Raw genomic sequence first — 25432 nt, forward strand, 5'->3', positions numbered from 1 at the left:
TCGTGCCGACCAATGCACGACCGTGCCTGGCGACGGTCTCGCCAGCCTTGGAGGACCTTATGACTGGCTTCGACATTTTCGCGATCGCGTTTGTTCTTCTCGTCATCGTCACGCTGTTCGCCGGCATCAAGACCGTTCCGCAGGGCTATGACTGGACCATCGAGCGGTTCGGCAAATACACCCGCACGCTGTCGCCCGGCCTCAATCTGATCGTGCCGTATTTCGATCGCATCGGTCGCAAGATGAACATGATGGAGCAGGTGATCAACATCCCCGAGCAGGAGGTGATCACCAAGGACAACGCCACCGTGACGGTGGACGGCGTCGCGTTCTTCCAGGTGTTCGATGCCGCGAAGGCGAGCTACGAGGTCGCCAATCTCAACCAGGCGATTATCGTGCTGACCATGACCAACATCCGCTCGGTGATGGGCTCGATGGACCTCGACCAGGTGCTGTCGCATCGCGACGAGATCAACGAGCGGCTGCTGCGCGTGGTCGACGCCGCGGTGTCGCCCTGGGGTCTCAAGGTCAACCGCATCGAGATCAAGGACATCGTGCCGCCGGCCGACCTCGTCGAGGCGATGGGCCGGCAGATGAAGGCCGAGCGCGTCAAGCGCGCCGACATCCTGCAGGCCGAAGGCCAGCGGCAGTCCGAGATCCTGCGCGCCGAGGGCGCCAAGCAGGGCCAGATCCTGCAGGCCGAAGGCCGCCGGGAGGCCGCCTTCCGCGACGCCGAGGCGCGCGAGCGTCTCGCCGAGGCCGAAGCCAAGGCGACCCAGATGGTGTCGGAGTCGATCGCCAAGGGCGACGTCGCCGCGTTGAACTATTTCATTGCCGACAAGTATATCAAGGCGTTCGGGCAACTGGCGGAGTCGCCGAACCAGAAGATCCTGATGCTGCCGATCGAAGCCACGAGCGTGCTGGGCTCGCTGGCCGGCATCGGCGAGATCGCCCGCGCCACCTTCGGCGAGAGCGCGGCATCCGCCACCGCCGCGGCGCGCCGCGGCGGCTCGGTGCCGCCGGCTGGCCCGACACCGCCGGTGCCGCCGCAGCGGTAAGTGACGGCGTCGCGCCCGCAATGTGAGAGGTCACGTCATGGCCGAGATGTTTTCGACATTGGGTACCTGGAACTGGCTGATCTTCGGCTTCATCCTGATGGCGCTGGAGCTCGCGGCGCCCGGGGTGTTCCTGTTCTGGCTCGGGCTCGCGGCGCTCCTGGTCGGGCTGCTGTCGTTCGTCTTCACGCCGTCCTGGCAGACGCAGCTTTTGATGTTCGCGGTGTTCGCCGCGCTGGCGATACCGGCGTGGCGGCATTTCGCCCGCGGCGCGACCGAGGCGAGCAAGACCAATCCGTTCCTCAACCGCCGCAACGAGGCCCTGATCGGCCGCGAGTTCACCTTGGAGAAGCCGATCATCGACGGCTCGGGCACGGTGCGGATCGACGACACGGTCTGGCGCGTCGCCGGCCCCGATGCGCCGGCCGGCAGCCGGGTGAAAGTGGTCCGCGCCGACGGCGCGAGCCTGACGGTGGCGGCAATCTAGCCGTTGCTCTGTTTACTCCAGCGCTCGGCGAAGCGGTTGAGCGGCGTGAAGGTCGCAAACAGCTCTCTCCCGAGCGTGGTGAGGCTGTAGCCCTCATCCGTCAGCTCGACAAACCCCGCCTCGCGCAGCTCGGTCAATCGCGTCTGCAGGATGGTCGGTGAGGCCTCGTCGCAGGCGGTGCGCAGCGCGCGCGAGGTCAGCGCGCCCTCGCGCAGCTCCCAGACGATGCGCAAGGTCCAGCGCCGTCCCAACAGATCGAGCAAGGCCATGATCGGGCGGCCGGTCCGCGAGCCGCGGACACCGGGTTTTGCGGTCGGAACCTGCTTCGCCATGTCGCGAATCCCTCTCGAATCTCGCTTGCGCGAATCTCGCTTGCGTCATCCGCTACAGATATTGTAGCTTCACGCTACATTAAATGTAGCAATGGGATCAGCCCATGTCACGCATCGCGCCGCTCGATCCGCCCTATGCGGCGGACGTTCAACAGCATTTCGACCGCATCATGCGCGGCAAGCCGCCGCTGGTGCTGTTCCGCATGATGGCCGGCCATCCGCGCGCCTGGGAGAAGTTTCGCGGCGGCGGCCTGCTGGACCGCGGGCCGCTGCCCCTGCGGGAGCGGGAGATCGTGATCGACCGCACCTGCGCGCTCAACGCTTGCGAATATGAATGGGGCGTCCACGTCACGGCGTTCGGCGCCGCCGCCAGGCTGTCTGACGAGCAGGTCCGCGCCACCGTGCGCGGTGCGGCCGATGCCGATTGCTGGTCACCGGCCGAACGGGCGATGCTCGCGGCGGTCGACGCGCTGCATGCCCGGGCGACGCTGAGCGAGGAAGAATTCGCCGCGCTGTCGTCGCATTATGATGAGGATCAGATCCTGGAGATCATCCTGCTGTGCGGCTTCTACCGCACCGTCTCCTACCTCGCCAACGCGCTGGCCCTGCCGCTGGAGGAAACCGCGGCGCGGTTTCCAAGGTAGTCGTCATTCCGGGGCTCGCCGCTTCGCGTCGCCCTCAGATGCGCAATTGCGCATCGGGGAATGACAATTACGCCACGCCGGCGCGCAGCAGATCGTGCAGATGGATGATGCCGACCGGCTTCTTCGCGTCGGTCACGATCAGCGTCGTGATCTTCGAGGCGTTGAGCAGCTCCAGCGCTTCGCCGGCCAGCGTGTCGCGGCCGATCGTCTTCGGGGTTTTGGTCATGACCTCGTCGACCGACAGCGTCAGCAGGTCGGCGCGCGTCAGCTGCCGGCGCAAATCGCCGTCGGTGACGATGCCGGCGAGATGGCCGTGGCGATCGACGATGCCGACGCAGCCGAAGCCCTTCGAGGTCATCTCGACCAGCGCGTCCGACATCTTGGTGCCGAGCGGCTTCAGCGGCAGCGCGTCGCCGCTGTGCATCAGGTCGCGGGCATATTTCAGCAGCGCGCCGAGCTTGCCGCCTGGATGCAGCACGCTGAAATCGGTCGAGGTGAAGCCGCGGCCTTCGAGCAGCGCGATCGCCAGCGCATCGCCGAGCGCCAGCATCATCAGCGAGGAGGTGGTCGGCGCCAGATTGTGCGGGCAGGCCTCGCGGGCCTTCGGCAGCGTCAGCTGCACGTCGGCGGCCTTGCTCAGCGTCGAATCCTTGTCGGCGGTCATCGCGATCAGCGGGATGCTGAAGCGCGCCGCATAGGCGATCAGGTTGCGCATCTCCGGCTGCTCGCCGGACCAGGACAGCGCCAGGATCGCGTCGTCGGCGGTGATCATGCCGAGATCGCCGTGGCTCGCTTCGGCGGTGTGCACGAAGAACGCCGGCGTGCCGGTCGAGGCGAAGGTCGCGGCGATCTTGCGGCCGATATGGCCGGACTTGCCGAGCCCGGTGACGATCAGCCGTCCCTTGGCGTTGCGGATCAGCGCGGCCGCCGCCGTGAACGACGCGCCGAGGTCGGACTTCAATGCCGCGGACAGCGCAGCGACGCCGCTGGCTTCGGCATCGAGAGTGCGGAGCGCCGATTGAACGGCGCCGTCATCGGGGCCGGATGATTTGGTCATCAGCGGTTTCGATTTGGCCATTTCGGATTCCAGGGGAGGGGTTTTGCACCCGGGCGTCTCCCTTAGCACGTTCGATTCCGCGATGCGACGCGCGGCGGCGGATCCTCAACGGCTCATTAACCATAATTGTTTTAACTCCATTAAGGACGTTTTCCGCCACCCGGTGGAATGCGTACGTCAAGTGCATGAATTCGTTGGAGTATTTCCATCGTGTGGCGGCGGCCAGTAAGCGGCCCAAATCGGCGCGGATGCTTCATTCGCGTGGTTTTGCCATGCCCTTTGCTGACTTACCTTGCGCTGATTGCGACTTCCGGGCTCGCGAGCGCCCAGACCGTGACCCCCGACCTGTTCAGCCCGAACCGGCAGAGCCAGGTGATCACGCAGGACTCGCCGCTGCGCCGGACGACGGCCGACGCGATGGATCCGCTCAACGGCCTGAAGCTGCCCGACGTCGACCGGGACCGGCGCTCATCGTCATCGACATCGACGACACAGCGCATCGGACAGGTCCCGACTTACGGTCTGCCGGCTGCGAACGGCGCCGCGACCTCGGGCTATGACTCGCTCAACCGCAAGCGCCTGAAGCCGAAATATTATCCCGGCCAGGCCAAGCCGAAGCCGCCGCCGGGACCGGGCTCGCCGGTGCCGACACCGCCGCCGCTGACCGCAGCCGGGCAGTTGCGGCTGTCGATCCCGCCGTCGACGACCGCGAACAAGCCGCCATTGCCGCCGGCGATGGCCGGCACCATCGTCGGCCAGCCGCCGCGCAAGCAGCTCAAGATCGACGACGATCCGTTCGGTGCGGTCGGCGATTACGCCGGCTCGTTCATGGTCAAGACCGCGGTCGAGGTGATGGCGGGCTACGACACCAATCCGGGCCGCCTGAATTCGCCGCAGGGCAAGGCATTCTACATGGTCGCGCCGGAATTCGTCGCGATGTCGGACTGGGAGCGCCACGCCGTCGTCGCCGATCTGCGCGGCTCGTTCACCGGCTACGGCTCCCAGCTCACGCCGATTGACGGCACGCCGCTGTCGGCGCCGCTCGATGTCGACCGCCCGAATTTCACCGGCCATATCGACGGCCGTCTCGACGTCAGCAGGGACACGCATCTCACGGCGCAGGCCCGCCTGCTGGTCTCGACCGACAATCCCGGCAGCCCGAACGTGCAGGCCGGCCTCGCCAAATATCCGCTGTACTCCACGGTCGGCGGCACCTTCGGCATCGATCAGCATTTCAACCGCATGCAGGTCTCGCTCGGCGCCACCGTCGACCGCACCGATTATCAGTGGTCCAAGCTGACCGACGGCACCTCGTCCTCGAACGACGACCGCAACTTCACCGCGTATGGCGGCATCGGCCGGGTCAGCTACGAGCTCAATCCGGCGGTGAAGCCGTTCATCGAGGTGCAGGGCGACAGCCGCGTCCACGATCTCTTTCTCGACCGCGCCGGTTACGCGCGCGATTCTTCGGGCGGCTACGCCAAGGCCGGCACGTCGTTCGAATTCACGCGGCTGTTGTTCGGCGAGGTCTCGATCGGCTATGCGATGCGCGACTACGCCGACACCCGGCTCAACCGGCTCGAGGGCCTGCTCACCACGGCCTCGCTGACCTGGACCGCGACGCCGCTGACCACGGCCAAATTCTATTCCGACACCCAGCTCGGCGAGACCACGCTGCCCGGCACCTCCGGCGTGCTGTCGCGCAGCTACACCATCGAGGTCGACCACGACTTCCGCCGCTGGCTGACCGCGATCGGCAAGTTCACCTACGGCACGCTCGAGTACAAGGGCGACAACCGCAACGACACGGTCTACTCGGTGTCCACCGACATCATCTACAAGATGACGCGCAGCCTCTGGATCAAGGGCACCATCCGCCGCGACTGGCTGGATTCAAACCTGGCGGGACAGAGCTCGGCGTCGACGGTGGTGATGCTCGGCGTGCGGGTGCAGAACTAGCTGATTTCGCTTCCCCTGCAGCCTCACATCCAGCCGGTCGCGTGCAGCAGCTCGGGCACCCGATCGAGCGTGCCGGCCGTCGCGTTCGGCACATAGTCCGGCAACGGCTGCCGTCCGGTGCCGCGATCGATCCAGATCGCCCTGAACCCAAGTTCGCGCGCGGCCGCGAGGTCGAGATGCGGGCTGGCGCAGATGTGCAGCAGCTGGTCCTTGCCGACGCCGATGGCGCTCCAGGCGTGTTGGAAGATCCGTGGCGACGGCTTGTAGGCTTCGGCCTGCTCGGCGGTGATGACGCGATCGATGTGGCCGCCGAGTTGCGCGACATTGCCGGCGATGATCGCATCATCGGTGTTGGAGATGATCGCAAGCTTGAAGCCGGCGGCCTTGAGGCGGCTCAGCGTCCCGACCACCTCCGGAAAGGGCGGCATCGCGCTGATCGATGTTATCAGAATCTCGGCCTGGCTGGCGTCGAAGGGCAGCGCCAGTTCCGCCATCGTCAGGCGCAGCGCTTCGGCACTGACGTCCCTGAATGACATATGCGGGCGCTGCTGCTCCAGGCGATGCTCGTGGCGGTCGTAGATCGCGAGCAGCTCATTCGGATCGGCCGATCCGCCGCTGCGGGACAGGATGCTGCGAACCGCAGCGGCCAGGCCTTCGTCCCATTGGATCAGCGTCCCGTAGCAATCGAAGGTCAGCCATTCCGGCCGCGGTCCTGCCAGCATCGTTTCAATTCCTCGCCATGCGGCGATCCTGACAGCTGTGACGGGCGCGGTGAAATGAATTGAGCCACTGATCCTGATTAAGAATGCAAATGGTGGCGATCAGCCGTGGCGCCGGAATATCGAGCAGACGCTTCTGGAATACTGGATCGCCCGCTTTCGCGGGCGATGACAGTTCAGCTGTGGAGATCGTTTGCCGAAACGGCCGGGGCGCTTACCCCGGCAAGTCGGTCTTGCCCATCAGGAAGCTGTCGATCGAGCGCGCGCACTGGCGGCCTTCGCGGATCGCCCAGACCACCAGCGACTGGCCACGGCGCATGTCGCCGGCGGAGAAGATCTTCGCCCGCGAGGTCTGGTAGTCCTGCAGGCTGGCCCGCACGTTGCCGCGCTGGTCGAGCTCGACGCCGAGCGTCTTGAGCAGGCCCTCATGCACCGGATGGACGAAGCCCATCGCCAGCAGCACAAGCTCGGCGTCGAGCGTGAACTCGGTGCCGGGCAGCGGCTTGAACTTGTCGTCGACCTTGACGCAATGCAGCTTTGTGACCTTGCCGTCGGCGCCTTCGAACTTGGTCGTCAGCACGGCGAATTCGCGCACCGCGCCTTCGGCCTGGCTCGACGAGGTCCGCATCTTCAGCGGCCAGTTCGGCCAGGTCACGCCCTTGTTCTCGTGCTCGGGCGGCGCCGGCATGATCTCGAGCTGGGTCACCGACTTGGCGCCCTGACGGAACGAGGTGCCGATGCAGTCCGATCCGGTGTCACCGCCGCCGATCACGACGACATGCTTGCCGTCGGCGAGGATGTCGGCGGTGCCGTTCAGCGGCTCGCCGGAGACGCGGCGGTTCTGCTGCGGCAGGAAGTCCATCGCGAAGTGGATGCCGGCGAGGTCGCGGCCGGGGATCGGCAGGTCGCGCGGGGCTTCCGCGCCGCCGGTCAGCGCCACCGCATCATACTGCCTGGCGAGCTCCTGCGGATCGATCGCACCCGGCGTCGAGCCGCCGACGGCCTTGCCGTAGTGGAAGGTGACACCCTCGGCTTCCATCTGCGCCACGCGGCGGTCGATGACGTCCTTCTCCATCTTGAAGTCGGGAATGCCATAGCGCAGCAGGCCGCCGGCCTTGGCGAACTTCTCGTAGACATGCACCTCGTGTCCGGCGCGCGCGAGCTGCTGGGCTGCGGCCATGCCGGCGGGGCCCGAGCCGATCACGGCGACCTTCTTGCCGGTCTTCGAGGCTGCGATCTCCGGCTTCAGCCAGCCATTGTCCCAGGCGCGGTCGACGATCGCGCATTCGATGGTCTTGATGGTGACCGGGTTGTCGTCGATGTTGAGCGTGCAGGACGCCTCGCACGGCGCCGGGCAGATCCGGCCGGTGAATTCGGGGAAATTGTTGGTCGAGTGCAGGTTGCGCGAGGCCTCTTCCCAGTTGCCCTGATAGACGAGGTCGTTGAAATCGGGGATCTGGTTGTTGACCGGGCAGCCCGGCGTGCCCGGCGCGGTCGAGCCGGTGCCATGGCAATAGGGGATGCCGCAATTCATGCAGCGCGCGGCCTGGTCGCGCGTGTCCTTCTCGCTCAGCGGAATGACGAACTCGCTGAAGTTCTTGAGCCGATCGGCGACCGGCTCGTACTTGCGGTCATGCCGCTCGATCTCGAGAAAACCTGTGATCTTACCCATTGAAACCCGATGCCCCTGCATCTCAGTTGTCCGTCATTCCGGGCTACGCCGCGAGGCGCAGACCCGGAGGTCTCGAAGTGGTTTGGCGAGATTCCGGGCTCGCGCTCATCGCGCGCCCCGGAATCACGCCCGGTGATATTACGCGCCGATCGCGATTTTCGGCTCGGCGTCGGCGTTGGCCTTCATTTCCTTCAGCGCGCGGCGGTACTCCACCGGCATCACCTTGCGGAATTTCGGCAGCCAGGCCTTCCAGTTGGCGAGGATCTCCGCCGCCTTCCTCGAGCCGGTCAGCTTGGCGTGACGCGTGATCAGAACGTGCAGCCGCTCCACGTCGGAGTCGAGCAGGTTCTGGAACACGTCGACCCGGCCATGCGCCTCGAGATCGCCGGAGTGATGGTAGGTGTCGGCGTTGATCATCTCTTCCGACAGCACGGGCTCCAGCTCGACCATCGACAGGTTGCAGAGCTTGCTGAAGTCGCCGGCCTCGTCCAGCACATAGGCGATGCCGCCGGACATGCCGGCCGCGAAGTTGCGCCCGGTCTTGCCGAGCACCACCACGATGCCGCCGGTCATGTACTCGCAGCAATGATCGCCGGCGCCTTCGACGACCGCGACCGCACCGGAGTTGCGCACGGCGAAGCGCTCGCCGGCGATGCCGCGGAAGTAGCACTCGCCCGCGATCGCGCCGTACATCACGGTGTTGCCGACGATGATCGACTCTTCCGGCACGATGCCGGAGTTCCTCGGCGGCTTGACGATGATGCAGCCGCCGGAGAGGCCCTTGCCGACGTAGTCGTTGCCTTCACCCTCGAGCTCGAAGGTGACGCCGTTGGCGAGCCATGCGCCGAACGCCTGTCCCGCCGTGCCCTTCAGGCCGACATGGATGGTGTCCAGCGGCAGGCCGGCATGACCGTAGATCTTGGCCACCGCGCCCGACAGCATCGCGCCGGCGGAACGGTCGGTGTTGTTGATCTCTTCCTCGATCCTGACCGGTGCGCCGCGATCGAGCGCGGACTGCGCCTGCTCGATCAGCCGGCGGTCGAGCACGGCGTCCAGATGATGGTTCTGGCTCTCCGAGTGATAGATCGTCTGGCCCTTCTCTTCCTTCTGCCGCACGAACAGCTTGGAGAAATCGAGGCCCTTGGCCTTCCAGTGCGAGACCAGCGCGGTCTGGTCCAGCATCTGGACCTGGCCGACCATCTCGTCGAACGACTTGTAGCCGAGCTGCGCCATGATCTCGCGGACTTCCTCGGCGACGAAGAAGAAGTAGTTGATGACGTGCTCGGGCTGGCCGGTGAAGCGCTTGCGCAGCACCGGATCCTGGGTCGCAACGCCGACCGGGCAGGTGTTGAGGTGGCACTTGCGCATCATGATGCAGCCCGCCGCGATCAGCGGCGCGGTGGCGAAGCCGAACTCGTCGGCCCCGAGCAGCGCGCCGATCACGACGTCACGACCGGTGCGGAAACCGCCGTCGACCTGGACCGCGATGCGGCTGCGCAGCTGCTGGCGCACCAGCGTCTGATGGGTTTCGGCAAGGCCGATCTCCCACGGCGAGCCGGCATGCTTGATCGAGGTCAAAGGCGAGGCACCGGTGCCGCCCTCGAAGCCCGCGATCGTGACATGGTCGGCGCGCGCCTTGGCGACGCCTGCTGCAACCGTGCCGACGCCGACCTCGGACACCAGCTTGACTGAGACCTGGCCGTCAGGATTGACGTTCTTGAGGTCGTAGATCAGCTGGGCGAGGTCTTCGATCGAGTAGATGTCATGATGCGGCGGCGGCGAGATCAGGCCGACGCCGGGCGTCGAATGCCGGACGCGGGCGATCGTCGCGTCGACCTTGTGGCCGGGCAATTGGCCGCCCTCGCCGGGCTTGGCCCCCTGCGCCATCTTGATCTGCATCATGTCGGAGTTGACGAGGTATTCCGTCGTCACGCCGAACCGGCCCGAGGCGACCTGCTTGATCGCCGAGCGCATGCTGTCGCCGTTGGGCAGCGGCTTGAAGCGGTCGGATTCCTCGCCGCCTTCGCCGGTGTTCGACTTGCCGCCGATCCGGTTCATCGCGATCGCGAGCGTGGTGTGCGCCTCGCGCGAGATCGAGCCGAACGACATCGCGCCGGTCGAGAACCGCTTGACGATGTCCTTGGCGGGCTCGACGTCCTCGAGCTTGACCGGCTTGCGCTTGTCGTCCTCGGCGCTCTTGATCCGGAACAGGCCGCGCAGCGTCAGCAGACGCTCGGACTGCTCGTTGAGGATCTTGGCGAACGCCCGGTAGCGCTCCAGCGAGTTGCCGCGCACGGCATGCTGCAGCGTCGAGACCGATTCCGCGGTCCAGGCGTGGTCCTCGCCGCGGGTGCGGTAGGCATATTCGCCGCCGACATCGAGCGCGGTCTTGTAGATCTGGCCGTCACCGAACGCGTCGGTGTGGCGCCGCACGGTCTCCTCGGCGATCTCGCCGAGGCCGACGCCCTCGATCCGGGTGTGGGTGCCGGCGAAATACTTGGCGACGAAATCCGCCTTGAGGCCGACCGCGTCGAAGATCTGCGCGCCGCAATAGGACTGGTAGGTCGAGATGCCCATCTTGGACATCACCTTGAGCAGGCCCTTGCCGATCGACTTGATGTAGCGCTTGACGATCTCGTAGTCGTCGAGCGCGCCGGGCAGCCGGTCCTTCATCGCGAGGATGGTTTCGAACGCGAGATAGGGGTTGATCGCTTCGGCGCCGTAGCCGGCGAGGCAGGCGAAGTGATGCACCTCGCGCGGCTCACCTGACTCCACGACGAGGCCGACCGAGGTGCGCAACCCAGTGCGGATCAAATGATGATGCACGGCGGCGCAGGCGAGCAGCGACGGGATCGGAATCCGGTCGGTGCCGGTCATGCGGTCCGACAGGATGATGATGTTGATGCCCTCGCGCACCGCGCCCTCGGCGCGCGCACAGAGCTCGTCGAGCACCTGCTCCATGCCCGCCGCGCCGAACCCGGCGTGGAAGGTGGTGTCGAGCGTGCGCGACTTGAAGTGGGTCTCGGCGACGTCGGAGATCGAGCGGATCTTCTCCAGATCCGCGTCGGTCAGGATCGGCTGCCGCACCTCGAGGCGCTTGGTCGAGGCGACGCCCTGCAGGTCGAACAGGTTCGGCCGCGGCCCGATGATCGAGACGAGGCTCATGACGATTTCCTCGCGGATCGGGTCGATCGGCGGGTTCGTCACCTGGGCGAAGTTCTGCTTGAAGTAAGTGAACAGCTGCTTCGGCTTGTCCGACAGCGCCGAGATCGGCGTGTCGTTGCCCATCGAGCCGGCGGCTTCCTCGCCGGTGGCGGCCATCGGCGTCATCAGGATCGCGATGTCTTCCTGGCTGTAGCCGAACGCCTGCTGGCGGTCGAGCAGCGGCAGGTTGGAGCGCACGCCCTTGGCCGGCGCGTCCGGCAGCTCCTCAAGCTGGATCTGGGTGCGATGCAGCCAGTCGCTGTAGGGATGGCTCTTGGCGAGGTCGGCCTTGATCTCGTCGTCGGGAATCAGGCGGCCCTGCTCGAGGTCGACGAGCAGCATCTTGCCGGGCTGCAGCCGCCACTTGGTGACGATCTGGTCCTCCGGAATCTTCAGCACGCCCATTTCGGACGCCATCACGATGCGGTCGTCCTTGGTGACGAGATAGCGCGCCGGGCGCAGGCCGTTGCGGTCGAGCGTGGCGCCGATCTTGCGGCCGTCGGTGAAGGCGATCGCGGCCGGGCCGTCCCACGGCTCCATCAGCGCGGCGTGATATTCGTAGAAGGCGCGGCGCTGCTCATCCATCAGCGGATTGCCGGCCCACGCTTCCGGAATCATCATCATCACGGCATGCGGCAGCGAGTAACCGCCCTGCACCAGGAATTCGAGCGCGTTGTCGAAGCAGGCGGTGTCGCTCTGGCCCTCATAGGAGATCGGCCACAGCCGGCTGATGTCCTTGCCGTAGAGCTCCGAATGCACGGAAGCCTGCCGCGCCGCCATCCAGTTGACGTTGCCGCGCAGCGTGTTGATTTCGCCGTTATGGGCGATCATCCGGTAGGGATGCGCCAGCGACCAGGTCGGGAAGGTGTTGGTCGAGAAGCGCTGATGCACCAGCGCCAGCGCGCTGTCGAAGTCCGCTTCGTGCAGGTCGGGATAGTACTTGCCGAGCTGGTCGGCGAGGAACATGCCCTTGTAGATCACGGTGCGGCACGACAGCGAGCACGGATAGTAGCCCGCCATGCCGCGGTCGCGGCGCTGATAGATCGCCTGCGAGATCGACTTGCGCAGGATGTAGAGCCGGCGCTCGAAATCGTCCTCGTTCTTGGCCGCACCGTTGCGGCCGATGAAGACCTGCATGTGGTAGGGCTCGGTCGGCTTCACGGTGACGCCGAGCGAGGAATTGTCACTGGGCACATCGCGCCAGCCGAGCAGCTTGAAGCCCTCGTTCTTGATCTCGTCGGCGATGATGCTCTTGATCACGTTGCGCCACGCGGCATCGCGCGGCATGAACAGCGCGCCGATGGCGTATTCGCCGGGCTGCGGCAGCTTGAAGCCGAGCTCGGAGGTCTTGCGCGCGAAGAAGGTGTGCGGGATCTGCACCAGGATGCCGGCGCCGTCACCGGCGCGCGGGTCGGCGCCGACGGCGCCGCGATGCTCCAGGTTGCACAGGATGTTCAGCGCGTCGGAGACGATCTGGTGCGACTTCTGGCCCTTGATGTTGGCGATGAAGCCGACGCCGCAGGAGTCCTTCTCCAGGCTCGGATCAAACAGGCCTTCGGCCTCGGGACGCCATGTGTGGAGCTCACGCGCGGGTTCGGCGGCTTTCGAGTCCGCGGTCGCCGACAGCGTTTCTGCCACGATGTTTTCGCGCTCGAATTCCGACCCGCTCATGTGTCCTCTCCCTTGCGTAAGGGCCCCACCGTATTTGGCGCACCTTGGACGTTGCGGCACCCACCGGGCCACCGCTCGTCCGCCGCGAGCCGCATTTTCCTAAATTCAGACGACGGGCATTTCAACGTCCCCTGCGGGACGGCCCTGCCTGCAGCATTCTCGGAGCCCGGGGCGCCGAGGTCCTCCTTGCGGAGGGTCTCGTTGCAATCCCTGTGCCGGGATGGCCTCGAAATTGAGACAGTCTTACTGTCCTAACTCCGACCTTGCCAAATTTTTGTCTATCACACAAGCGCGAGTAAGTCCTCGCCCGCATGCTTGGATCGAGCGGCTCGGCCGGCGGCACGGCGCCCCTGATTCGAAGCAAACACGCCGTGATCTGGCCCAAGGAGGGACCAAGGACCGCCGAATTTAAAACCGAAATTTTGCCCCTGGGCAAGCCAGCGAGAGAGAGCGGGAACGCTTCCAGGGCGGGGCAGACAGGAGTTACGGCGATGAAGTTGTTCACAGGTTCGGTTGCAGCCGCCGCCCTCGCGCTCAGCGTAGCCTCGGCCCAGGCCCAGCTGGCGACCTCCGCCAGGATCGGCAGCCCGCTTCTGGTCAGGGTATCCGACATGGACGGGCCCTACGCCGCCATGCCCGAGGTTCCGCCGCCGCCGCGCTTCGGCCGTGTCCCGAGCCTGCTGCCGCCGGTGGAGGTCTACACAGTGCTGCGCGAGAACGGCTATCTGCCGCTCGGCGCGCCGCAGCAGCGCGGCTTCGTCTACACGATCTCGGTGATCGACCAGGGCGGCGACGACGGCCGGCTGGTGATCGACGCCCGCGACGGGCACATCATCCGCTTCACCCCTGCCTATCGGCTCGGCGACAATTACGAGGAGGAGATGAGCGCGACCTACGGAGCGGTCGGTCCGATGCTGCGGCCGATCCAGGCGAGGGTGCCGCGGCCACCGGCCCCGATCCCGCATGTCGCGAACCGCGTGCCGGTGCCGAAGCGGAGCCCGCTCGCGGCCAAGGCCCAGGTTCCAGCGGCCCCCGTGCCGGCCGAACAGGCAGCCGCAGCACCGAAACCGTCCGAAGCCCAAGCGACCCAGGCCCAAGCGACCCAAGCCCCGGCGGCGCAGCAGCCCGTTCAGCGGGCGGAAGTGCCGACCGTCGGTCAGGCCGCTCCGCCACCGGTACCCCCGCCGGCGATCCTGCCGACCCAGGAAATGCCCAAGGTGCAGGGGTTGGAGTGAACAAGGTCGCTGCGTAGCCCGGATGGAGCGCAGCGCAATCCGGGGACCTTCGCCGCGGCGGGACCGTCCCGGATTTCGCTGCGCTCCATCCGGGCTACAAACTGTCGACAACAAAAAACGCCCCGGTTTCCCGGGGCGTTTTCGCGTTCAGCCAATATCTGCTGACGCGGATGTGTCGCTTAGGCCGCGACCTTGCCGGCCGAGCCGTCAACCACCTGCGGAGCCCTCTCGGCGCCGCCGATCGGAATGCTGCGCGGCTTCTTGGCCTCGGGAATCTCGCGGACGAGATCGACGTGGAGCAGGCCGTTCTCGAGCGAAGCGTTCTTCACCTGCACGAAGTCGGCAAGCTGGAAGGCGCGCTCGAAGGCGCGGGAGGCGATGCCGCGGTAGAGCACTTCGGAGCCATTGCCGGAGTTCTCATTGGCGGATTTCTCGCCCTTGATCGTCAGCGTGTTCTCCTTCGCGACGATCGAAAGCTCGGCCTGCGAGAAGCCGGAGACCGCAACGCTGATCCGGTAAGCATTCTCGCCGGTGCGCTCGATGTTGTAGGGGGGATAGCCGGGGCTGCCGTCCGAGGTCACCTGATCGAGCAGGTTGAAGAGGCGGTCGAAGCCGACGGTGGAACGGTAAAACGGAGTGAGGTCGTAGCTACGCATAGAATAGTCCTCCAGTGAGCGACTGTTTCAGTTACCCGCCCGCCATCGGGCCGGGCTTAGATGTGTGCAGCCTCATGTTCGGGGTCCCGAAACACTGGTAGCGGCCTGCACTGAAGTGATATGGGAGGGGCCACGTCGCGTTCAAGAGGCGGAAACCGCGTCGCTTTTTTCGGGCGCCGGCGTCCTTGATCTCCACCCTGTCTCACCATTCCGGTCTCCTGCATGACGCTCGTCTCGATTCCCGCCAACCCGGTTCCGGACGACGTTGTCAGTGGCACCATCAAGACGCCTGACGGCGCCGAGCTGCGCTTTGCGCGCTGGGCGCCGCCGCCGGGCCGCAAGGGCACGGTCTGCGTGTTCGGCGGGCGCGGCGAGATGATCGAAAAATATTTCGAGACCGTGCGCGATTTGCGCGATCGCGGCTTCGCGGTGGCGATGATCGACTGGCGCGGGCAGGGCCACTCGTCGCGGCGGCTGCGCGATCCGCGCAAGGGCTATGTGCGCGACTTCGCCGACTACGAGGTCGATGTCGAGACCTTCGTGCAGCAGGTGGTGCTGCCGGATTGCCCGCCGCCCTATTTCGCGCTGGCGCATTCGATGGGCGGCGCGGTGATGCTGCGGGTCGCGCATGCCGGCAAGCGCTGGTTCGACCGCATGGTGCTGTCGGCGCCGATGATCGACCTGCCGCGCCGCCGCGTCTCGTTCTTTCCGAGCGCGCTGCTTCGCATCATGCGACTGGCCGGACAGGGCGGCCGCTACGTGCCTGGCGGCAGCGACGAGCTGGTCGGGCTTGCGCCTTTCGTAGGCAATCCCGTCACCAGCGATCCGGTGCGCCACGCGCGCAATGCCGCGATCCTGGACGAAGACCCGACGCTCGGCATCGCGGCGCCGACGATCGCCTGGGCCGACACCGCGTTCACCGCGATGCGCACCTTCCGCGGGATGTCGTATCCGTCCGAGATCCGCCAGCCGATCCTGATGCTGGCGGCAAGCAATGACGAGGTGGTGTCGACGGCAGCGATCGAGGAATTCGCCTATCACCTGCGCGCCGGCTCGCATCTCGTGATCGCCGGCTCCAAGCACGAGATCCTGCAGGAGCAGGACCGCTACCGTGCGCAATTCTGGGCGGCGTTCGACGCCTTCGTGCCGGGCACACCGCTGTTCAAGTGAGCCTTGGCGTTGTTGAAGTGAGCCTTGGCGTTTTCGAAGGCGCTATCTAGCCCTTGAGCAGCGCGACGATGCGCTCGGGAAAGCGCTTCTCCACGAACAGGGTCCTGACTTCGGCGACGCTGAGATAGCGGTCCTTGCCTTCGCCCTTGCCCATGATGTCGAGCAGCACCGGCCACTCGCCGAGCATCAGCAGCGGATAGTAGCAGTGCAGGACACCGTAGGACGGCGGATGCTCGTCCTTGGCGCGCTGGAAGTTCGCCGCCATGAAGGTCTTGATCTCGGCGGCCGACAGCCCGCGTTCGACGCTGCCGCCGGGTGCCTTGTAATCGCTGCCGAAGGTGGCAAGCCGCGCGATCTCGTCCTCATGCACCACGGCATGCTGGTCGAGGATGCGCGAGCCGGCGCCGTGCTTGTCGAGCGGGCCGTTACGCAGCTCGTCGAGGATCGCGCCCTGCAGCAGGCTGCGCACCTGGCTGAAGGGACCGACGCCGTTGGCCATCTGCGCGACCATGAAGATCTTGGCCTTTGCGTCAGCGCCCGCCAGACCGGTCTTGCCGGTTGCGCGCCCGATCGTCCCGGTCAGTTCGGGCAGCGGCACGATATGACCGCCGACATAGTCGCCGGCGACCAGCGCGCGCAGGAACGGGCAGGGATTGTCTGGGGAGACCTGCGGGGCGGGCAGAGCGCTTGCAGCCGTATCGGACATCAAACCACATCCTGAAAAGCGTCAGCCTAAAAAGCATCCATTACCGGTGGATGAATTCGCTCAGGAATCAACGGCGAATTTCGATGTGGATGCAACCAGAGCGAGTTTGCCGAAGGGGAGGCCGGCTTTCAAGAGGCCGTCGCGATAATGCGCGATGTCGGCCGGGTTCTTCCAGTGGAAATTGCGCAAGTGACGTTCGACCGTCAGCTCGGGATGGTTGGCGAGCAGCGCCTCTGCCGCCTGCGCCGCCTCGTCGGTGCGGCCGAGCTGGGCGAGCGCCGCGGTGCGCACCGCGAGGCACTGCAGATGGTTCGGATTGAGATACAGCCCCTCGCGCGACCACGACAGCGATGCATCGTACTGTCCGAGCAGATAATGGCTGAACGCGTTCAGCGCGGCCCATTGGTAGCGCGGGTCGCTGTTGCCGCGCTGGACCGCCGTCGAGAACAGATCGACCGCCTTGCGATGATCGCCGATCACCATGTGGCAGATGCCGAGCACGCCGCGCGCGCCCATGTCGTAGGGGTTGAGCTCGATCGCCCGCTTGATTGCGTCCATTGCGGCCTCGTAATGGCCCTGCATCGCGTGCAGATAGGCCAGCAGCGAGAACGCGAACGAGGAGCGCGGGTCGAGCCGGACGCTGCTCTCGGCCAGGCTGACCGACGAGGCCCACAAGTCGCGCGTGCTCGCAATCCAGCCGAACTGCACACTCTGGATCTGGATCAGCGCCAGATAGGCGCGCGCGATCGAGAGCGCGGGGTCGAGCTCGATCGCCTCCTTGAACAGCGCGATCGCGGTTTCGCAATCGTCCTTGGTCTGGTGGTAGTAGTGCGACAGGCCCTTCAGGAAGCGATCCCACGCGGTCAGTTCGGCGTTAGGCGAGCGCGCCGGTGCCGAGGCCTCGGCGCGATAAATCTCCTGGGCGACTGCGGCGGAGAGATTCGCGGTGATCTCGTCCTGCATCGCGAACAGGTCGCCCATGTCGCGGTCGTAGCGTCCGGTCCATAGCTGCTCGCCCTTCTCGGGTGCGATCAGTTCGGCGGAGACGCGGATCTTGTTGCCGGCTCGCCGCACCGAACCCTGGATCAGATAGGTCGCGTCGATCTCACGCGCGATCAGCCGCGTGGAGACGTTCTTGCCCTTGTAGGCGAAGGTCGAGTTGCGGCTCAGCACACGATAGAAGGATTGCAGCGACAGCGCGTGGATCAGGTCCTCGGTCAAGCCGTCCGAGAAATACTCGTCGGCGCCGCCGCTCAGATTGTCGAACGGCAGCACGCCGACGATCGCGGTCCGGTATTGCCCCGGCAGATGCGGTCCGTCCTCCGGAACCTGCTCCTGGAGATCGGATCCGGCCGGCGCCCAGGTCCAGACATTGACCGGTTCACTGATGTTCTTGAAGCGGTGCGGGCCGGCATCGATCAGGCTGACGGCAAGCCGCCGCCCGGCCTCGGTGCGGGCCTTGTCCGATACCGCGATGCCGCCGGGCACTGCGACCGTCTCAAGACGGACGGCGATGTTGACGTCGTCGCCGAACACCTCGTCCTCGTCGGCCATGACGTCGCCCATGTGGACGCCCATCCGGAAATGCATGGCGCGGTCGGCCGGCAAATGCTCGTTGCGCTCGGCCATCAGGGTCTGCATGGCGACGGCGGCCTCGATCGCGCCGATGATGCTCGGAAATTCCAGCAGGAAGCCGTCGCCGGTGTTTTTGACGATTCGGCCGCCATGATTGAGGATGATGGGGTAGATCGCGCTGCGGTGCGCCTTGAACGAGGCATGCGTCCCCGCCTCGTCGACCCCCATCATGCGGGAATAGCCGGCGATATCGGCGCAAAGAATGGCAGCGAGCCGTCTTTCCATGTCTCCTGTGCCCTGGAATGGCCACTCAGCCGATGTGACCGAATCCGATACTTACAAGATGGGCCGGGTCCGGCGGAAGCTCGGTTTGCAGGCACCTATAATGCATAGTAGCAGGAATTGGCATGCGACCAACGGATCGTACAGTCGTTTCTCTACTGAATTCGTGTGTCGCCGGGATGGCGGGTCGCCTTTCCGGACGGTTACTCACATAGGTTAAGTTCGCTGACATGCTGGGAATTCACGAACTTTGGCTCTTCGTCCTGTCCGGGCTGCTGCTCAACATCACGCCGGGGCCGGATACCGCTTATATCATTGGGCGCACGATTCAGCTCGGATGGCGTGGCGGCGCCGCTGCGGCGATCGGTATCAGCGCCGGCTGCCTGGTTCACGTGCTCGGGGCGGCGATCGGGCTGTCGGCGCTGCTGATGGCGTCCTCGACCGCCTTCCTGGCCGTCAAGCTGATCGGCGCGGCCTATCTGGTGCTGACCGGTCTGCAGATGCTGCTGTCGCGCGCCAAGCCGGTCGCCGACATCACGGGGCAGGGCGGCGAAACCTCGATCTCGCGCGTGTTCTGGCAGGGCGCGCTGACCAACATCCTCAATCCCAAGGTGGCGCTGTTCTTCCTGGCCTTCCTGCCGCAATTCGTGGCAGCGGACTCAGCCCACAAGACGCTGGCCTTCCTGGTGCTCGGGCTGATCTTCATCACCGGCGGCACGCTGTGGTGCTTCGGTCTCGCGGCCTTTGCGGCACGGGCCGCCGGCCGCATCCGGCAATCGGCCGGCGTGATCGCCTGGATCAACCGCTCGCTCGGCGCGCTCTTCATCTATCTGGGCGTCCGCGTCGCGATGCTGGAGGCGCGCTAGTCATCACTTGCGCATGATGAACCGCTACACGCTTTTCCGGATCATGCTCTAGCCGTGGATCTTGAGCAGCGCACTGCCGGCCAGATAGATGCCGAGCAGGATCATCGAGATCAGGAACCAGCGGCGGAACACCTCGGGCTGCATCCGGGTGCGGACCGCCTGGCCGATGAACATGCCGATGAAGGATGCCGCCATCGCCACCGCGCCGGGCAGCGCGGTCGCCGCCGTCAGCAGGCCCGAGGCGGTGAGGTTGAAGGCAAGCGCGATCGTTGCCGTGGTGAAGAAGACGCCGAGCGCCTGCACCAGCTCGTCCTTGTCCATGCCGATCGCCTGCATGAACGGCATCGACGGGATGACCTGCACGCCGGTCGCCGCCGAGATCATGCCGGTGATGACGCCGACGATGCCGCCCACCCATTTCTCGTGGCGCCGCGCGACCTTGAAGTTGAATCGGCTCAGCCCGACGATCGCGTAGATCACCAGCAGCGCGCCGAGCACGACGGTGCCGTAGGCCGCGTACGGTCCGGTCAACAGCCCGGCATTGATCCAGATGCCGAAGACGGTGCCGAGCATCAGTGGCCATAGCCGCTTGAGGATGTCGCGCAGATAGGGACCGACGAAGGTCTGCCAGATATTGGTGACGATCGCCGGCACGATCACGATCGCAATAGCCTGGCCCGGCGCCATCGTGGTCGCGAGCAGCCCCATCGCGACCGTCGGCAGACCGAGGCCGAGCGTACCCTTGACGAAGCCGGCGAGCAGGAAGGCGAAAGCGATGAAGATCAGAAGATGGTCGACCATGCCGACACATTGACCGGTCGAGCCGATCGGCACAATCTGGAGGTTACGGAGTCAGCCTTCGGGCAGACCGAAGGGCGGGGTGGGAAACGTCATGCGATTCGACCTGATCGATCTGCAACTGTTCATCGCGGTGTCGGATGCACGCAGCATCACCCAGGGCGCGGCGCGCGCAAACCTTGCGCTGGCCTCGGCCAGCGAGCGGATCAAGGGGCTCGAGGAGGCGCTCGGCGTCGCCTTGCTCAAGCGCGGCCGCCGCGGCGTCGAGCTGACAGCGGCGGGCGAGAGCCTGCTCGGTCACGCCCGCATCGTGATCCACAATGTCGAGGCCCTGCAAAGCGATCTCGCCGCCTACGCCAGCGGCGTCCGCGCCAACGTGCTGCTGCTCGCCAATACCTCGGGCCTGTCCGAGCATCTGCCGCGTGCGCTGGCGGCCTTCCTGCACGAGCATCCCGACATCAGCGTCGACGTCGAGGAGCGCGAGAGCACCGATATCGCGACCGCGATCGCCAGCGGTGCCGCCGATCTCGGCTTCGCCGCGGAACACGCGCTGCCCGACAGCGTCGAGCGCTTCCTGTTCAGCGAGGACCGCCTGATGCTGGTGGCGTCGCGGCGCAGCGATCTCGGCGGCCGCCGCCAGATCGACTTCCAGGAGGTGGTCGGCCGCGATTTCGTCGGCCTCACGGCGACGTCAGCGCTGCAGGTCCATATTTCCCGGCACGCGGCAAAGCTCGGGGCGCGGCTGCGCTTCCGCGCCCGGCTGCGCGGCTTCGATGCGATCTGCCAGATGGTCGCCGCCGATGTCGGCATCGCCGTGATCCCGGAAACCGCGGCGCGGCGCTGCGCGGCGGCGATGCCGATCACGACGATCCGGATCCGCGACGCCTGGGCCAACCGCCGGCTGACGATCTGCGCCCGCAGCTTCAAGGCGCTGCCGCGGGCGGCCAAGCAGCTGGTGGAATATTTGCGCGCCGAAGCGCAGCGCTGACCGCGCTCCTACTTCGTCGTCACCACGCCGGCGTCCTGGATCACCTTCGCCCATTTCTTGATGTCGGCGGCGATGAAGTCGCGGAAATGCTCCGGCGTGTCGCCGGCCAGTGTCAGGCCTTGCTCGGCGAGCTTTGCCTTGACTGCCGGATCGGCCATCGCATCGGTTGCGAGCTTGTTCAGCCTGGCAACGATCGCAGGCGGCGTTCCGGCGGGGGCGACCATGCCGTACCAGTTCTCGATGATCAGGTCGGGCATGCCGGCCTCCGCCGTGGTCGGCACGTCGGGCGCGGTCGGGGCACGCTCGCGATCGCCGAGCGCGATCGGCCGCAGCGCGCCCGCCTTGATCTGCGGCAGGATCACCGGCAAATCGAGGAAGGTCATCTGCACCTGCTGGCCCAGCAGATCGTTCACCGCCGGCGCCGCGCCGCGATAGGGCACGTGCACGATGTCGATCTTCGCCGTCAGCTTGAACAATTCGCAGGCAAGATGCGGCAGGCTGCCGGGACCGGAGGAGGCGAAGTTGAGCTTGCCCGGCTGCGCCTTGGCGAGCGCGACCAGCTCGCTCATGTTGTTCGCCGGCACGTCGGTGGCGACCACCAGCATCTCCGGCACGGTCGCGACCAGCGTGACGGGCGCGAGATCCTTCAGCGCGTCGTAGGCGACCTTCTCCATGCTCGGGCTGATCGCCAGCGCCCCGGCGCTCGCGATCGCAACGGTGTAGCCGTCGGGCGCCGACTTCGCGACCGCGTCGGTGCCGAGCACGCCGCCCTGGCCGGCGCGGTTGTCGACGATGACCGGCTGCTTTGCGAGCTCCGACATCTTCTGCCCGATCACCCGCGCGATGATGTCGTTCGGCCCACCGGGCGGGAACGGCACGATCAGCCGGATCGGCTTGGTCGGGAACTGCTGGGCACTGGCTGTGACGGACGCGAAAAGGAGAATGGCTGCCAGCAGCCTGCCGCACATCGTCATGTCGCCCATCCCTGACGTTTCTGGTTGCGGTCAGGATGGGCGCAGACCGATCGCCCGGCAACTCAAGAAATCAGGCGAAGGAAGACTCAGCCGTTGAGCAGCTTCATCGCGGCCTCATGCACGCGCGGATCGCCGGCGGCGATGATGCGGCCGCCGGTTTGTGCCGGCTTGCCGTCCCAGCTGGTGACGACGCCGCCGGCGCCGGTGACGATCGGGATCAGGCCGGCAATATCGTAGGGTTTCAGCTCGGTCTCGATCACGAGGTCGAGATGGCCGGCCGCGAGCATGCAATAGGAATAGCAGTCGCCGCCATAGCGCGACAGCCGCGCCGTATTCTCGACGCGGCCGAAGCGGGCGCGGTCGTCCGGATTCATCAGCAGCGGGCTGGTGGTGAAGACGGTCGCTTCCTTCAACGCGCCGCAGCGCCGCACCGAGAGCCGCCGCTGGCCCGACGGGCCGGAGTAATGTGCCGAGCCGCTGTCGCCGGAGAAGCGCTCGCCGATATAGGGCTGGTGCATCATGCCGAATACCGGCGTACCTTTGTGCAGCAACGCGATCAGCGTGCCCCAGATCGGAAAGCCGGCGATGAAGGACTTGGTGCCGTCGATCGGATCCAGCACCCAGACATAATCGGCGTCCTCGCGCTCATTGCCGAATTCCTCGCCGACGATGCCGTGCTGGGGGAAGTTCGACTTGATCAGCCGCCGCATCACCGCTTCCGCGGCCCGGTCGGCCTCGGTGACCGGATCGAAATCGTTCGAGCTCTTGTTGTCGACCGACAGCGAGGTGCGGAAGAAAGGCAGGATGGTTTCGCCGGATGCGGTCGCCAGGCGGCCGATGAAGGCGGTAAAGTCGATGACCGTCACGGCATGTCCCTGAAAATGCGCAAACGACGCGATAGATGCGTTCTTGCCTAGCCCAATCCGATCCGGCGCGCACGATTAACGGAGTGTTATCCCAGTCTGATGGCGGGTTCCGGACTTTCGATTTGCTTCGGATTCGAAAGCCTCCCCGGCCCAAACCCGGATCACGAAGTTGCGAGTTCTGGTATACAAGCTATGCGCAGAGCGCTGGCCGGCCAGGACTTCCGCTGTAAGATATTGATACTACATACGGAAAGCCGTTCCCGTCGGCCTGTTGCAGTTTCGCCAGCCTTTCTAACATTACCCAGGAAATGTTTCGAAAGTTCTTGCGTTTTGTGCAGCGCGGTCGCATATTGTTGCGGTGCGGTAGCGCCTCGCGCTATCGCTGCCCTCCTTGGGCGTTTCCTCCCTAGACTTGGGCCGCTTGTTCATTCAAGCGGCCCTTTTTTCTTTGGGCCGTCATTTCCGCAAGTGAACTGAGAATCCAATTCGGCGCTTAAGCGCGTCGTCGATTTGAATTCCCGGTTCACGACTTCATCGGCATCGCAGTGCCCGACCAAGGATTGTCTATTCCGCAGCCGCCTGGAACGGGCCGAGATCCCCGAACGGAATCTTCGCCAGCGCATCCGCAAGCGTCGCAAAGTCTGTCGCCACCTGGGCGAAGCGCGGTCCGCGCTCGCGCCGCCGCTCATCCATATAGACCGCGCGGTTGAGCTCGATCTGAACGGTGTGCAGGCCGCTCGCCGGGTTGCCGTAATGCTCGGTGATGAAGCCGCCGGCATAGGGCTTGTTGCGGCCGATCGAATAGCCGAGCGAGCCCATGATCTCCTCGACCAGGTCGGGCAATAGCGGCGCGCAGCTTGTGCCGTAGCGGTCGCCGATCACGACGTCGGGCCGGCGCGGCTCGTCGCGCGACACGCCGACCGACGGCATCGAGTGGCAGTCGACCACGATCACGGCGCCGAACGCCTGATGCGCCTTGTTGATCAGCCGGCGCAGCGCGCGGTGATAGGGCTTGTAGAGCACCTCGATCCGCCGCAACGCCTCGTCGACGTCGAGCCGCTCGCGGTAGATCTCTTGGCCGTCGCCGACCACGCGCGGGATGGTGCCCAGCCCGCCGGCGACCCGCATCGAGCGGGTGTTGGCAAAACTCGGCAGCCGCCCGGTGAACATGCGCGGGTCGAGCTCGTAGGGCTCGCGGTTCACGTCGACATAGGAGCGCGGGAAGTTGACGCGGACGATCGGAAAGCCGCGATCGCTCAGCCCCGCGATCAACTCGTCCATGAAGCTGTCTTCGGAGCGGCGCAGCGCCGCCACATCGATTCGCGACGCCTCGAGGAATTCGGCCGGATAGACCGAGCCCGAATGCGGGGAATTGAAGATGATGGGCGCGCGCCAGGCCGGCGGCTCAACGATCTCGAACGGGGGCGACAATTCGCCAGCAAATTCGCTCATTCCCTTGGCGCCGTCCCTTGCGTCCGCCTCGCCCCGCAACAACTGATTCTGCCGGAAAAGCGGAGATTTATAGGCGGGCATTGTCGGTAATCGCGATCATTCTGCCAAGTGAAAAGAGCGTGCCATCGACTGGAACGCGTCTTAAAGGCAGCAAATGCCGCACCAGGTTGCTTCGCGGCGTGGTTCAGTCCACAAATAGGTGCCGCTCGACGCCTCAGGCTTGACGCAAATTTCACCCGAAATTTACCCTCTGTCGGGCTTACTGTTCGGACAGGTCCTCCAGCCGGATTCGACGATTCCAGTCATGCCTAAAATTCTTCTCGCCGAAGACGACACCGATATGCGCCGCTTTCTGGTCAAGGCGCTGGAAAACGCGGGTTTCAAGGTCTCGCCGCACGACAACGGCATGTCGGCCTACCAGCGGCTGCGCGAGGAGCCGTTTGAAATGCTGCTCACCGACATCGTGATGCCCGAGATGGACGGCATCGAACTGGCGCGCCGTGCCTCGGAACTCGATCCCGATATCAAGATCATGTTCATCACCGGCTTCGCCGCGGTGGCCCTGAATTCCGATTCGGAGGCGCCGAAAAACGCCAAGGTGCTGGCCAAGCCCGTGCACCTCAGGGAATTGGTTAGCGAAGTGAACAAGTTGCTGGCGGCCTGATTCGCCAAAAAACCTTCACTTTGTATCCTTGCCTGCCCCGTCCGGGTCCGTTATAGGGACCCGATCCAAACATGGCTTTGGGTGCGTAGCTCAGCGGGAGAGCACTACCTTGACATGGTAGGGGTCACAGGTTCGATCCCTGTCGCACCCACCACGCTTCGCCCTGACGGGCTTTGCGTGGCGCAGCCACGCTGGAGACCGTCAGGTCGAAGCGTGTCCGGCGTAGCTTGAGCTTGCGAAAGCGAAGACGGACTGTCGCCGCAAGCAAACTGGTTCGTCACGAAGCGAAAGAAGGATGCCGCGCCCAAGCCCAACGGCGGCGGGCCGTTGGCCGCGAGCTTCGGCTCGGCAAGGCACACTTCGCGATGACGGCTGCTTTCAGATTCAACCTGTCAAACGG

Annotated in this window: 21 protein-coding genes and 1 tRNA gene; 10 read left to right on the forward strand and 12 right to left on the reverse strand. The window is 65.5% G+C overall.

Going from position 1 to position 25432, the window contains the following annotated elements; translation table 11 throughout:
• Positions 1-59: 59 nt before the first annotated feature.
• Both BRSPCE3_RS14240 and BRSPCE3_RS14245 read left to right on the forward strand, forming a co-directional pair.
• The gene (locus tag BRSPCE3_RS14240; RefSeq protein ID WP_244066435.1) at positions 60-1058 is read left to right on the forward strand and encodes an SPFH domain-containing protein; all 999 of its coding nucleotides are present in this window, start codon (positions 60-62) and stop codon (positions 1056-1058) included.
• A 37-nt stretch (positions 1059-1095) separates the two neighbouring features.
• Positions 1096-1542: an NfeD family protein gene (locus tag BRSPCE3_RS14245; RefSeq protein ID WP_244066436.1), complete on the forward strand. Its 447-nt coding sequence runs from the start codon at positions 1096-1098 to the stop codon at positions 1540-1542.
• Here BRSPCE3_RS14245 and BRSPCE3_RS14250 read toward each other — a convergent pair.
• Positions 1539-1874: a helix-turn-helix domain-containing protein gene (locus tag BRSPCE3_RS14250; RefSeq protein ID WP_244066437.1), complete on the reverse strand. Its 336-nt coding sequence runs from the start codon at positions 1872-1874 to the stop codon at positions 1539-1541. The genes BRSPCE3_RS14245 and BRSPCE3_RS14250 overlap by 4 nt on opposite strands.
• A gap of 104 nt (positions 1875-1978) precedes the next feature.
• Here BRSPCE3_RS14250 and BRSPCE3_RS14255 point away from each other — a divergent pair, with 104 nt between their 5' ends.
• Positions 1979-2518, forward strand: a complete 540-nt coding sequence (locus BRSPCE3_RS14255; protein WP_244066438.1) for a carboxymuconolactone decarboxylase family protein — start codon at positions 1979-1981, stop codon at positions 2516-2518.
• A gap of 67 nt (positions 2519-2585) precedes the next feature.
• Here the strand turns inward: BRSPCE3_RS14255 and BRSPCE3_RS14260 are convergent, their stop codons facing one another.
• On the reverse strand, positions 2586-3596 hold the full coding sequence (locus tag BRSPCE3_RS14260) for an SIS domain-containing protein (RefSeq protein WP_244066439.1): 1011 nt from the start codon (positions 3594-3596) through the stop codon (positions 2586-2588).
• Positions 3597-3782: 186 nt separating this feature from the next.
• Between BRSPCE3_RS14260 and BRSPCE3_RS14265 the strand changes: the two genes are divergently transcribed.
• On the forward strand, positions 3783-5534 hold the full coding sequence (locus BRSPCE3_RS14265; RefSeq protein ID WP_375709912.1) for an outer membrane beta-barrel protein: 1752 nt from the start codon (positions 3783-3785) through the stop codon (positions 5532-5534).
• Positions 5535-5557: 23 nt separating this feature from the next.
• Here BRSPCE3_RS14265 and BRSPCE3_RS14270 read toward each other — a convergent pair whose 3' ends face one another.
• The 3 genes from BRSPCE3_RS14270 to gltB form a co-directional block, all read right to left on the reverse strand.
• Positions 5558-6256: a haloacid dehalogenase type II gene (locus tag BRSPCE3_RS14270; RefSeq protein ID WP_244066440.1), complete on the reverse strand. Its 699-nt coding sequence runs from the start codon at positions 6254-6256 to the stop codon at positions 5558-5560.
• Positions 6257-6467: 211 nt separating this feature from the next.
• Complete coding sequence (locus tag BRSPCE3_RS14275) at positions 6468-7925, reverse strand: glutamate synthase subunit beta (protein WP_244066441.1); 1458 nt, start codon at positions 7923-7925, stop codon at positions 6468-6470.
• 138 nt (positions 7926-8063) lie between these two features.
• A complete protein-coding gene (gene gltB / locus BRSPCE3_RS14280; protein WP_244066442.1) occupies positions 8064-12800 on the reverse strand; it encodes a glutamate synthase large subunit in 4737 nt (1578 codons plus the stop codon).
• Positions 12801-13291: 491 nt separating this feature from the next.
• On the opposite strand from gltB, the gene BRSPCE3_RS14285 reads away from it, so the two are divergent.
• Positions 13292-14035 carry a hypothetical protein gene (locus BRSPCE3_RS14285; protein ID WP_244066443.1) on the forward strand — a complete coding sequence of 248 codons (744 nt, stop codon included), beginning with the start codon at positions 13292-13294 and terminating at the stop codon, positions 14033-14035.
• A gap of 179 nt (positions 14036-14214) precedes the next feature.
• Here BRSPCE3_RS14285 and BRSPCE3_RS14290 read toward each other — a convergent pair whose 3' ends face one another.
• On the reverse strand, positions 14215-14691 hold the full coding sequence (locus tag BRSPCE3_RS14290; protein WP_244066444.1) for an Hsp20 family protein: 477 nt from the start codon (positions 14689-14691) through the stop codon (positions 14215-14217).
• A gap of 222 nt (positions 14692-14913) precedes the next feature.
• Between BRSPCE3_RS14290 and BRSPCE3_RS14295 the strand changes: the two genes are divergently transcribed.
• On the forward strand, positions 14914-15861 hold the full coding sequence (locus BRSPCE3_RS14295) for an alpha/beta hydrolase (protein WP_244066445.1): 948 nt from the start codon (positions 14914-14916) through the stop codon (positions 15859-15861).
• Between the two features lie 46 nt (positions 15862-15907).
• On the opposite strand, the gene BRSPCE3_RS14300 is transcribed toward BRSPCE3_RS14295, so the two are convergent.
• Together BRSPCE3_RS14300 and BRSPCE3_RS14305 are read right to left on the reverse strand one after the other, a co-directional pair.
• Positions 15908-16567 carry a hypothetical protein gene (locus BRSPCE3_RS14300; RefSeq protein ID WP_244066446.1) on the reverse strand — a complete coding sequence of 220 codons (660 nt, stop codon included), beginning with the start codon at positions 16565-16567 and terminating at the stop codon, positions 15908-15910.
• A 60-nt stretch (positions 16568-16627) separates the two neighbouring features.
• On the reverse strand, positions 16628-18427 hold the full coding sequence (locus BRSPCE3_RS14305) for an adenylate/guanylate cyclase domain-containing protein (RefSeq protein WP_244066447.1): 1800 nt from the start codon (positions 18425-18427) through the stop codon (positions 16628-16630).
• Positions 18428-18654: 227 nt separating this feature from the next.
• On the opposite strand from BRSPCE3_RS14305, the gene BRSPCE3_RS14310 reads away from it, so the two are divergent.
• Positions 18655-19290, forward strand: a complete 636-nt coding sequence (locus BRSPCE3_RS14310; protein WP_244066448.1) for a LysE family translocator — start codon at positions 18655-18657, stop codon at positions 19288-19290.
• Between the two features lie 48 nt (positions 19291-19338).
• Here BRSPCE3_RS14310 and BRSPCE3_RS14315 read toward each other — a convergent pair whose 3' ends face one another.
• Positions 19339-20091 carry a sulfite exporter TauE/SafE family protein gene (locus tag BRSPCE3_RS14315; RefSeq protein WP_244066449.1) on the reverse strand — a complete coding sequence of 251 codons (753 nt, stop codon included), beginning with the start codon at positions 20089-20091 and terminating at the stop codon, positions 19339-19341.
• 91 nt (positions 20092-20182) lie between these two features.
• Between BRSPCE3_RS14315 and BRSPCE3_RS14320 the strand changes: the two genes are divergently transcribed.
• Positions 20183-21076 (forward strand): LysR family transcriptional regulator, encoded by an 894-nt coding sequence (locus BRSPCE3_RS14320; protein ID WP_244066450.1) that lies wholly within the window; start codon positions 20183-20185, stop codon positions 21074-21076.
• A gap of 8 nt (positions 21077-21084) precedes the next feature.
• Here BRSPCE3_RS14320 and BRSPCE3_RS14325 read toward each other — a convergent pair whose 3' ends face one another.
• The 3 genes from BRSPCE3_RS14325 to BRSPCE3_RS14335 all read right to left on the reverse strand — a co-directional run bounded on the left by BRSPCE3_RS14325 (position 21085) and on the right by BRSPCE3_RS14335 (position 24368).
• Positions 21085-22059 carry a Bug family tripartite tricarboxylate transporter substrate binding protein gene (locus BRSPCE3_RS14325; RefSeq protein ID WP_375709906.1) on the reverse strand — a complete coding sequence of 325 codons (975 nt, stop codon included), beginning with the start codon at positions 22057-22059 and terminating at the stop codon, positions 21085-21087.
• 77 nt (positions 22060-22136) lie between these two features.
• Positions 22137-22916 (reverse strand): histidinol-phosphatase, encoded by a 780-nt coding sequence (gene hisN / locus BRSPCE3_RS14330; RefSeq protein WP_244066451.1) that lies wholly within the window; start codon positions 22914-22916, stop codon positions 22137-22139.
• 564 nt (positions 22917-23480) lie between these two features.
• A complete protein-coding gene (locus tag BRSPCE3_RS14335; RefSeq protein ID WP_244066452.1) occupies positions 23481-24368 on the reverse strand; it encodes an N-formylglutamate amidohydrolase in 888 nt (295 codons plus the stop codon).
• Between the two features lie 304 nt (positions 24369-24672).
• Here BRSPCE3_RS14335 and cpdR point away from each other — a divergent pair, with 304 nt between their 5' ends.
• Both cpdR and BRSPCE3_RS14345 read left to right on the forward strand, forming a co-directional pair.
• Complete coding sequence (cpdR, locus tag BRSPCE3_RS14340) at positions 24673-25032, forward strand: cell cycle two-component system response regulator CpdR (RefSeq protein ID WP_016843340.1); 360 nt, start codon at positions 24673-24675, stop codon at positions 25030-25032.
• Positions 25033-25111: 79 nt separating this feature from the next.
• Positions 25112-25186 (forward strand) — tRNA-Val (locus tag BRSPCE3_RS14345).
• The last annotated feature ends 246 nt before the right edge of the window (positions 25187-25432 follow it).

It is taken from the genome of Bradyrhizobium sp. Ce-3 (assembly GCF_022835695.1).
GTDB lineage: Bacteria > Pseudomonadota > Alphaproteobacteria > Rhizobiales > Xanthobacteraceae > Bradyrhizobium.